Here is an 8,929-nt window from a genome sequence, read left to right on the forward strand (position 1 = left end):
GCCGCGCGTGCTGAGCGGCGTTATATTTTCCTCGTAGATTCATATAAATAATAAACTTAGTTATGACATTAATAGCGAGCTTAAATAACGATATTAATCCAGTTTTTATTGGAGATATCGCGATATCTTCTAATTCAGATAATCCATCAATTAAGTGGCCAACAATTGGGAATATCCGAAATGTTTTTGATTGCCCAGAAGGATTTATTGTTTCTGGTTACACGCAAAAGATCTCGCTTATAAATGATAGTCTTGTTATTGCGTGGGCAGGGTCGAAGATTCACGCAAGAATGATTGTATCTGAGATAATAGAGTCATCAAAAAAGGAGATATTAACTTTTAGAGCAATAGTTAAAATTATAGAAGATAATAAATATGAAATAGAAGGCAATCTATCCTTAATAGCTTGTTTTATTGAAAAAAATCTTCTGATAAATGTATTTTTAATAGATTCCAAATAGGCTGCAATGAAGTTCATTCAGGTACTCATGGCCGGTGTATCAGTGCTGGAACCGGGACTGAGTATTTTGAAAAAGTGCTTAACACATATAATGAATCTACCCCCAAAGATTTTGAACTTGATAACTATGTTAATACCTCAATTAATAAGGCATGTTCAATAACCTCATGGTTACACTATCTTGAGCACACGAATTATGAACCTTTACTTAATTATTTTGGTGGTGGATACGAAATTTGCTACATGGAAGGCGGGGCTTTTAAAAAGCTAAATAATTTTTCATCAATCTATTGGAGTATCGAAATAACAGAAGATGGTAAAACTAATGACATTAGAGTTCACAAAATTCACCACACACAATACCATCATGACATATGTGTATTTTCAGTTATAGATGACGTTACCTACAATGGTAGTGAATATATAGTTGAAAACATCGATCATTTTCTAGTTCCACCTATTCACAGATCAATAGATGAATCAGAAGTGCAAAACTTTAAACCTATAATCGAAACAGGTTCATTTTGTCATATGGTTGAAATTATTTTTGGTGATGAAAAAATTAAATGGTTAAGAGTAATGGAAATTGATCAGCAAAAAATACTTGAAATAAAGAATATAGATGGACTTTACTCTATAAAGCCTGATTATGGTTTGATGAGAGATCAAATTGAAATTTTCCTTAAAAAAATATAACAAGGACATCAAATGGACATTCATAAGCGTAGTTCGCTGCCGCTCACATTATCACGCTTATTCCTGCAATTTATGGCGGCGTTAACTGTCTATGTCGAAATCACTGCTAATAATTGCTTCAAATAATGATTATGAATCGCTCATGGAATATATGAGAAGTTGTGATTTGTCTCTTGTGCCATTGGATTTGAGGTATCCAGTGGCTCAGCCCAAAGACGGCCCTATATGTTATCTATCGTTCAAAACTATTGATGAGCTTCATCCCTATGGTGAAGGAAACACCAAGTTAGCAGACGTTATTGATCCATTGTTACTGTTTACAAGACCTTATTATGACCCTCCGTATTTAACAGATGGGTCCATCGTTCTAAACGATGATGTTCAAGAAGTTTCTGATCAAATTAAGCCGCTTTTCAATAAGGTGGCACGTTGGGTGCGTAAAAACTGGAGTAAGCACCCAGATCATGCTTCTTGGGTTGGGCCAGAAGCCTACAACCTTTTACAAACTGGCAAAGGGCAATGGCGCTCTTGTTTACATGCAGCTTCCGGTAAAATAATCCGTGTATAAAACAGTTAACAAGTTTGTCAAAAGGACGCTCCTGACGTCGCGCCTTTTACAAAAGCGTTAGATTCCTAGGGAAGCACTTATGCATATCGAAAGCGAGCTAGAATTCTGGCTGCAACGAAACATCCCTGATAAGCGAGAGAGCAAGCTCCGAAACATAAAGATAGTAATGAACTACTATGGTTTTGGTGATTTAGCATGGCCTACGCTTGAATCAATTGCGGAGAAGCTAGCCGTAGGAACAAGGGAGCGCGTTAGGCAAATTATCAATGCTAATTTTAGGGATGTAATAGCTCTAGCGGAGCTTCCCGTAGCATGTGCAGTATTCGATATTATTGAAGCATATGGCTTCGTTTCAATTCCCGAAGTAAGAACTCGACTCATACGTGAAGGCTATGCGTCGAAAAACACTACTCTAAGAGGAGTACTAAATCTCGCCCGAGACTTGGGTAGGTGCGAAGGCTATAATCTATATGATTCAAATCTTAATCTCCTTAAGCGTTCCGAAGCCGAGTTCGACGAACAAACTTACCTAATACGGAAGTCAAATCTAGGAGTGTTAAAGAAAAAACTACGTAAAGCCAAAACATTACCGGGATTACTGGGCTTATCCTTAGATAGTTACTTGGAAAAAGAAATTGGATCGGACGGTGTTTTTTCTAATGTGAAACAACTTATCGCTGCATCGCCAGAAGTAGTTCAAGTCTCAGATGACCAGAATAGTTGGTACATATTCGAAGATCGCGATAATACCCTCATTAACTGCTGTGAAAAGATCTTCGGTCTTACAGCTCAATGCCAAATTGGAGTGCTTGCTTCAACTTTACAAAACTCTCTTCGTAGGAGGTCGCACAAATATAACTATCCACCTTCGCGCATAATTTCGCGTTGGATTGAAAGCTCAAAATGGTTCGTTGTGGAGGGCGAGTCGGTTAAGTTTTTAGGAGATTACAGGGAACTAACACACTTAGAAAAAATAGCTGTTTCGTATCTGGAAGGCATAGAAAAGTCGGATTATCCTCAATTCCGTGATCACCTGATCAAGCAAGGTATAGGAAAGCCTGCAGCTAACAAAATCATTACCACTTCTTCTCTGGTTACAGTTGATAAGACAGGTCAAAGAAAAACCTACACTTATCAGCTTATTACCAAAGCCGGCCGTATTGAAAAAAGTAGCGATAATGCGGTATCTCGATATCAAGTATTCAAGAACCGCTTGAAACATGTGCTTGCCGAAGGCACAGACTCAACTATTGAGGTACTAGTACGCAGGGAACAAGCAATTTTGAGAGAGTGGTTGTTTGGAGAAAAGGATAGTGAACACTGCGCTGCATGTGGTGAGCTGTTTTCTATTTCCGCCTTGGTCACAGCTCACAAGAAAAAAAGATCACAATGCACTGATTCAGAAAGAGTTGATCCTAATATAGTCTTTCCTTTGTGTCATTTTGGCTGTGACTACCTATATGAAATTGAATCTATATCCGTTAACCAAAACGGTGTAATTGAGGCGAATAGTGAAGTGTCTGAAAACTTTGATTCTAAGAGGTCATCTGCTTTAGCTGGAAGAACACTTCCCAGTAAGTGGTTGTTGGGCAGTATGAGTTACTTTAAGCGCAATCTAACAATTGCAAATCAACATGGTCAGATTGTTTGATTTTCAGTGCTTTAGTTGAAAGTGACCTGCGTCGTTTTTTGTATTGAAATGTTAAGCCGTTTCGCCATGCGGATAAGGTTTGAGCGATCCATCTGAAGCTGTTTGGCGGCCATTGCCCAGTTACCATCAGCTTGTTGTAATGCGTGGACGATGATTCTTCTCTGAAAGGCTTCCGTCGCTGCTTTTAAACTCATATTGGGCTGGATGTTAGCTGAGTTAGTATCCAGCTCAGGTAAGTTGCCTACGGGTTTATCAGACCTGATTTCAAGTAACTCAGAAGTGAGTGACACTATCGCCTGATGAGGTGAATTAGCTTTTGCTCTTAACGCTGCTCGGCTGATTACATGTTCCAGTTCACGCACATTGCCGGGCCAGGAATAATTGAGCAGACTGGAATTCGCTTCTGATGTTAATCGAAGCTGGCGGATATTCAATTGGCGACTGATGCGTTCGAGAAAATATCCGGCCAAAAGCAACACGTCTTCTCCACGATCTTTCAGGCTGGGAAGGTGGATGGGGTACACCATCAGACGGTGATAAAGATCAGAGCGGAACTGTTCATTCTCAACTTCTTTTTCCAGGTTTCTATTAGTGGCAGCAATAATCCGTACATCCACATGTTCGACTTTATCTTGGCCGACAGGTTGAATCTCGCCCGACTGCAATACCCGTAATAATTTGCTCTGTGTGCTGAGCGGTAGCTCACCTACCTCATCAAGAAAAAGCGTGCCGCCATTCGCCAACTGAAATTTACCGGCCCGTGCTTTATCTGCACCGGTAAAGGCGCCTTTAGTGTGGCCGAATAACTCACTTTCAACCAGCGACTCTGGCAGGGATGCACAGTTCAAATACACCAGTGGAGCCGTTTTACGATCTGAAAGTTGATGAATTTTCCTGGCAACCAGCTCTTTACCTACCCCCGTTTCACCAGTGATCAGCACCGTAAAATTGGAACCAGACACCAGTTCGATATTGTTTTTCAGTGTTTGCATGACTGGGCTTTGCCCAATAATCTCGCCGCCGTCTTTTAACAAGGCTTCCTGGGTTAATTCTTTGACGACTTCCTGAGCATGATGGGCACTGAGTTCTAGCTTCTTGAACTCCAAGGCTGTTTTTAAGGTAGCAGCGGATAAGGCCGTGATTAATTCCAGCGTTTTTAATTCGATGTCATCAAAAGCATATGGTTTAAAGCTATCTAAAGTGACAACACCAATAAGCTGATTGTCTGAATACAGGGGTAAGCCCATGCAGGAATGAATCGGTAAGTTACCTAATTGAGAGACCAACAAACCATCATAGGGGTCGGGCAAGTCACAGTCGTTAGCAAATAGCAGGGGTTTGTTTGAGTCACAAATTCGTTGCAGCCTGGGGTGTTCTGCAATTAAAAAGCGCCTGCCTAATACATCTGACGATAATCCCTGCATGGCTAGCGGTGTCAGCATGCCATCACGAAAGCCGAGTAACACCACCGCGTCACAGGCAATGGCCTTTCGGATTGAACCTAACAGACGATCAAACCGATCTCCGGTATTCAAACTATTGGCTAAGTCCAGCGCGACTTCCACTAAAAGGTGATGGCTATTTAATGACATTGTGTTGTTCTTTTTAATCAGGTTATAAAAACATGAGTAGGTCAATATGACCTAATATTCTATAGGTCAAAACGACACGATTGATGAAGTATATCTGACTAAGTGTTTGAATTATATATGCAGGTTTATCTGGCATAGCTTCTGCAATATGTGAGTAGTAATACATAAAAACTGCACAGCGAGGACAATATGTTAGATACACGCACTATTGAAATAGTAAAAAGCACTATCCCTTTACTGGAAGGGGCAGGCACAGCGGTCACTGATCATTTTTATCAGCGTATGTTTACTGCCAATCCAGAGCTAAAAGATATCTTTAACTTGAGCAATCAAAAAAGCGGTCGTCAGCAATTTGCTTTGTTTAGCGCGGTGGCGTCTTATGCCAAATACATTGATAACCTGGGGGAACTGGGCAGTTTGGTTGAACGCATTGCACAGAAACATACCAGCTTTGATATTCAGCCAGAACAATATCAGATTGTTGGTCATCACCTGATTGAGACCTTACGAGAGTTAGCACCCGATGAGTTCACCGACGATGTGGCTGAGGCCTGGATAAAAGCCTATCAGTTATTGGCTACCGTATTAATTGATCGCGAAAAAGCGCTTTATCAACACAGCAGAGAAGAGCAGGGTGGATGGACCGGACCTAGAGCGTTTCGGGTGAAAGATAAAATTAAAGAGTCTGAGTTAGTGACCAGCTTTATTTTTGAACCAGTGGATGGACAGCCGATAAGACAGTATCAGCCGGGCCAGTATATTGCTGTCAGAGTGAAACCTGAGAATGCCGAACATATTGAGATTCGCCAATATTCACTTTCAGATAAATATCACCCTGATCATTACCGCATTAGTGTGAAGCGTGAAAGTTCTCCAATCAAAGGCATGGTGTCTAATCATCTGCATGATGCGGTGGAAGTGGGCGATACAGTCGAATTAATGCCACCGGCGGGGGCTTTCTTTTTGACCCAGCCTAGCCGACCAGTGATGCTAATTTCTGGCGGTGTTGGCTTAACACCAATGATGTCTATGCTGGAAACCTTAGTCAGTGATGAAGCTTACCAGCAGGATATCTTCTTTTTACATACCTGCAAAAATGCTCAGCAACATTCATTTAAACAGCGTTTAACGGCGTTGAAACAGACTCACACGAATCTGCATGATTTTTATTGGTATAGCGAAGAAACGAATGCCTCAGAAGATATTCATACGGGTTTAATGGATATCAACCTGCTCAGAGATAAAGTCGATTTTAATAATGTCGAGGTGTATCTGTGTGGGCCACTGGAGTTTATGCGCTTTGTGCGTCTGCAATTGCATGTCAATGGTGTGCCATCAGAACGCATCCATTTTGAAACATTCGGCCCGCATGACGACATTATTTAACCCCAAGCAACAGTTGAGCCCGAAAGGGCTCGCTGTTTTATCTTCTGGTAGCTGCTTATGTCTATAAAATCCTGCCGTGCATTTTTTTCACTGCCTGTGTTTGATCTGGCTTTCAGGCCATTGTTTTTACTGGCCAGTCTATTTGGCATCATCGCTTTGCTGTATTGGGGCGGTGTCTGGAATGGATGGATAAATCCGAGTCATGCCTTACCCGCCGCACTCTGGCACGGTCATGAAATGATGTTTGGTTTTGTCGGTGCGGTGTTGGTTGGCTTTTTATTAACGGCCGTACAAACCTGGACAGGTTTACGCTCCATTCATGGTCTGCAATGTGCATTATTAGTAGGGTGTTGGCTTGTTGGGCGTATTGCGATGTGGCCAGGAGTCGGCTTGCCATCATGGTTAGTGATATTGCTGGATAGCAGTTTCTTTATATATGCCGGACTATTCCTGGCTAAATTGATTTATCAAAAGAAACAAAAGCGTAATTACTTTGCAGTGGTGGTGTTGCTGCTACTGATTTTTACCAATATTAACTTTCATCTATCCAGTCAGGCGCAGCAGTTTGAAACTGCAAGCAACAGTTTATATTCAGCTGTATTTCTGATTACGCTGATGATGGCAGTCATCGGTGGCCGTATCATTCCGATGTTTACGGCTAATGCCACGCAGATTCCAGCCAGACCTCGTTGGACATGGTTGGACAGGGCAGCGTTGTTTTCTGTCTGGTTGATTGTGGCGGTGTTTTTCCTGCAAATACAGGCATGGATATCAGATTATTTAATAGCTGTCATGCTGGTTATAGCGGCATGTCTCACAGCCATAAGATGTGCCTGTTGGCGGTTTTTCACTACCTTATCTCATCCCTTACTATGGTCATTACACCTGAGTTACTGGTGTATTCCTCTTGGTTTTAGTCTGCTCGCCTATCACTATGTAGGGGGTGATGTGAGCATGAATGATGCCTTGCATGCCTTAACCGTCGGCGGCATGGGCGGGCTTATTTTAAGCATGATCTCACGTGTCTCACTCGGTCATACCGGCAGACCGATTATTGCGTCTTCAAAGATTAAAGTCGCTTTTATCTGCGTGTTGATAGCCGGCTTAGTCAGAACGCTGCTGTTTAGCGTATTTTCAGCTAGTCTTTTCATTCTATGGCTCAGTATTCTGCTCTGGGTGTTGGCGTACAGTATTTTTCTGTATCAATACACCCCGATTTTATTCGCTGAAAAAAAAGGTTGAGCTTGATAAAACCTTTCGCTATATGAGGATGATTTAAATAGGTATAATTTATGCTTATTTTGTATCCCGTGATTTAAATTATGACGCATGCTTTAAAACAACTCATGCTATGGCTGGGGATTGAGAAAAACAGAACCAGCCATAGCGAAAAAGTGATCTCAGCATTCGGGGCAATGGTCGGTATTCTCGTGACCATCCTGATGACAAAATGGCTGTCACAGCATATTGCAATCAGTGCGGGTTCAGAGTTATTGATTATTGCCTCTTTCGGTGCCACCGCCGTACTGGTGTTTGCTGTTCCTCATGGCGCCTTATCACAACCATGGCAAGTGATCGGAGGTCATTTGATTTCTGCTGCTGTGGGTGTGACCTGTCAATATCTTCTCGGTACAACGCCACTGGCAGCTGCTATTGCCGTGGGTTTGGCGGTGGGGCTGATGTATTACACGCGCTGCATCCATCCACCAGGTGGCGCCACTGCATTAAATGCCGTTATGGGTGTGGCTGGTATTACACAACTGGGCTACAGCTATCTGCTTTTCCCCGTGTTGATTAATGTCATCGCTATCCTGCTGGTGGCAATTGTGTTTAATGCCTTATTTCACTGGCGACGCTACCCAGTGCATTTATCCAGACTGGTTACGGAACCAGTTCAATTAGAGGTGCCTTCCGAAGACGTCTCTCTGACCACCGAAGATTTTAATGCTGCTATCCGTGAGCTGGATTCCTTCGTGGATTTAACCGAAGAAGGCTTGAGTGAACTCCTGGAAAAAGCCAAACAAAATGCCTTACTGCATATCGAGCATCCAGAAAAAATCAGCACAGGCAAGTTCTACAGCAATGGCAAAATTGGTCACACATGGGCCGTTCGCCGAGTCATAGACGAGGGCAAAGAAGGTAGTAAAAATGATGTGGTTATCTACAAAAATGTAGCCGGTAATGACCTATACAACACCGGCATGCTGGAACGCGAAGCCTTCCGTCAATGGGCCAAATTTGAAGTCTACGAACAAAATGGTCGCTGGTTGAGATTGAGCTAGCGAACATCACGATATTTATCGTCCAATGCTTTTGAATGTTGCTTGGCCGTTAAAACTATGGAATATTGACCTAATATCAATAGATTGCATTGCGGCTACTAGAATAGTTTGTAAAGGATTTAAAGGGACGTAGAAATGGATTGTTCAATATGAATATCGCTTATTCTCCGAAATACTCTGACTTCCAAGAGAATCAAGGTATGGCTCTATTTTCCCAGCCCACTTCATCTTTTTGGCTATATTTGCCAAAAAAAATAATCGCGTTTTTATTAATAATGGGTAAGCGGATTAAAT

At 42.0% G+C, this 8,929-nt stretch carries 8 protein-coding genes; 7 read left to right on the forward strand and 1 reads right to left on the reverse strand.

Annotated features, from left to right (window positions below; translation table 11 throughout):
• The first annotated feature begins 62 nt into the window (after positions 1-62).
• The 4 genes from B3V56_RS10340 to B3V56_RS10355 all read left to right on the forward strand — a co-directional run bounded on the left by B3V56_RS10340 (position 63) and on the right by B3V56_RS10355 (position 3,375).
• Entirely contained in the window at positions 63-461 is a 399-nt protein-coding gene (locus tag B3V56_RS10340; protein ID WP_289284254.1) for a hypothetical protein, read from the forward strand.
• Between the two features lie 74 nt (positions 462-535).
• Complete coding sequence (locus B3V56_RS10345) at positions 536-1,156, forward strand: hypothetical protein (RefSeq protein ID WP_289282343.1); 621 nt, start codon at positions 536-538, stop codon at positions 1,154-1,156.
• 91 nt (positions 1,157-1,247) lie between these two features.
• The gene (locus B3V56_RS10350; protein WP_289282344.1) at positions 1,248-1,724 is read left to right on the forward strand and encodes a hypothetical protein; all 477 of its coding nucleotides are present in this window, start codon (positions 1,248-1,250) and stop codon (positions 1,722-1,724) included.
• A gap of 79 nt (positions 1,725-1,803) precedes the next feature.
• Positions 1,804-3,375 (forward strand): hypothetical protein, encoded by a 1,572-nt coding sequence (locus B3V56_RS10355; protein WP_289282345.1) that lies wholly within the window; start codon positions 1,804-1,806, stop codon positions 3,373-3,375.
• A gap of 11 nt (positions 3,376-3,386) precedes the next feature.
• Here the strand turns inward: B3V56_RS10355 and norR are convergent, their stop codons facing one another.
• Positions 3,387-4,967, reverse strand: a complete 1,581-nt coding sequence (gene norR / locus B3V56_RS10360; RefSeq protein ID WP_289284255.1) for a nitric oxide reductase transcriptional regulator NorR — start codon at positions 4,965-4,967, stop codon at positions 3,387-3,389.
• Positions 4,968-5,156: 189 nt separating this feature from the next.
• On the opposite strand from norR, the gene hmpA reads away from it, so the two are divergent.
• The 3 genes from hmpA (at position 5,157) to B3V56_RS10375 (ending at position 8,635) form a co-directional block, all read left to right on the forward strand.
• Positions 5,157-6,353, forward strand: a complete 1,197-nt coding sequence (gene hmpA / locus B3V56_RS10365) for an NO-inducible flavohemoprotein (RefSeq protein ID WP_289284256.1) — start codon at positions 5,157-5,159, stop codon at positions 6,351-6,353.
• Between the two features lie 57 nt (positions 6,354-6,410).
• Positions 6,411-7,595, forward strand: coding sequence for an NnrS family protein (locus B3V56_RS10370; RefSeq protein ID WP_289283815.1), 1,185 nt, complete (start codon positions 6,411-6,413; stop codon positions 7,593-7,595).
• A gap of 80 nt (positions 7,596-7,675) precedes the next feature.
• Positions 7,676-8,635, forward strand: a complete 960-nt coding sequence (locus B3V56_RS10375) for an HPP family protein (RefSeq protein ID WP_289283816.1) — start codon at positions 7,676-7,678, stop codon at positions 8,633-8,635.
• Positions 8,636-8,929: the final 294 nt, after the last annotated feature.

The sequence above is a fragment of the Methylophaga sp. UBA2513 genome (genome assembly GCF_002341285.1).
Lineage (GTDB): Bacteria > Pseudomonadota > Gammaproteobacteria > Nitrosococcales > Methylophagaceae > Methylophaga > Methylophaga marina.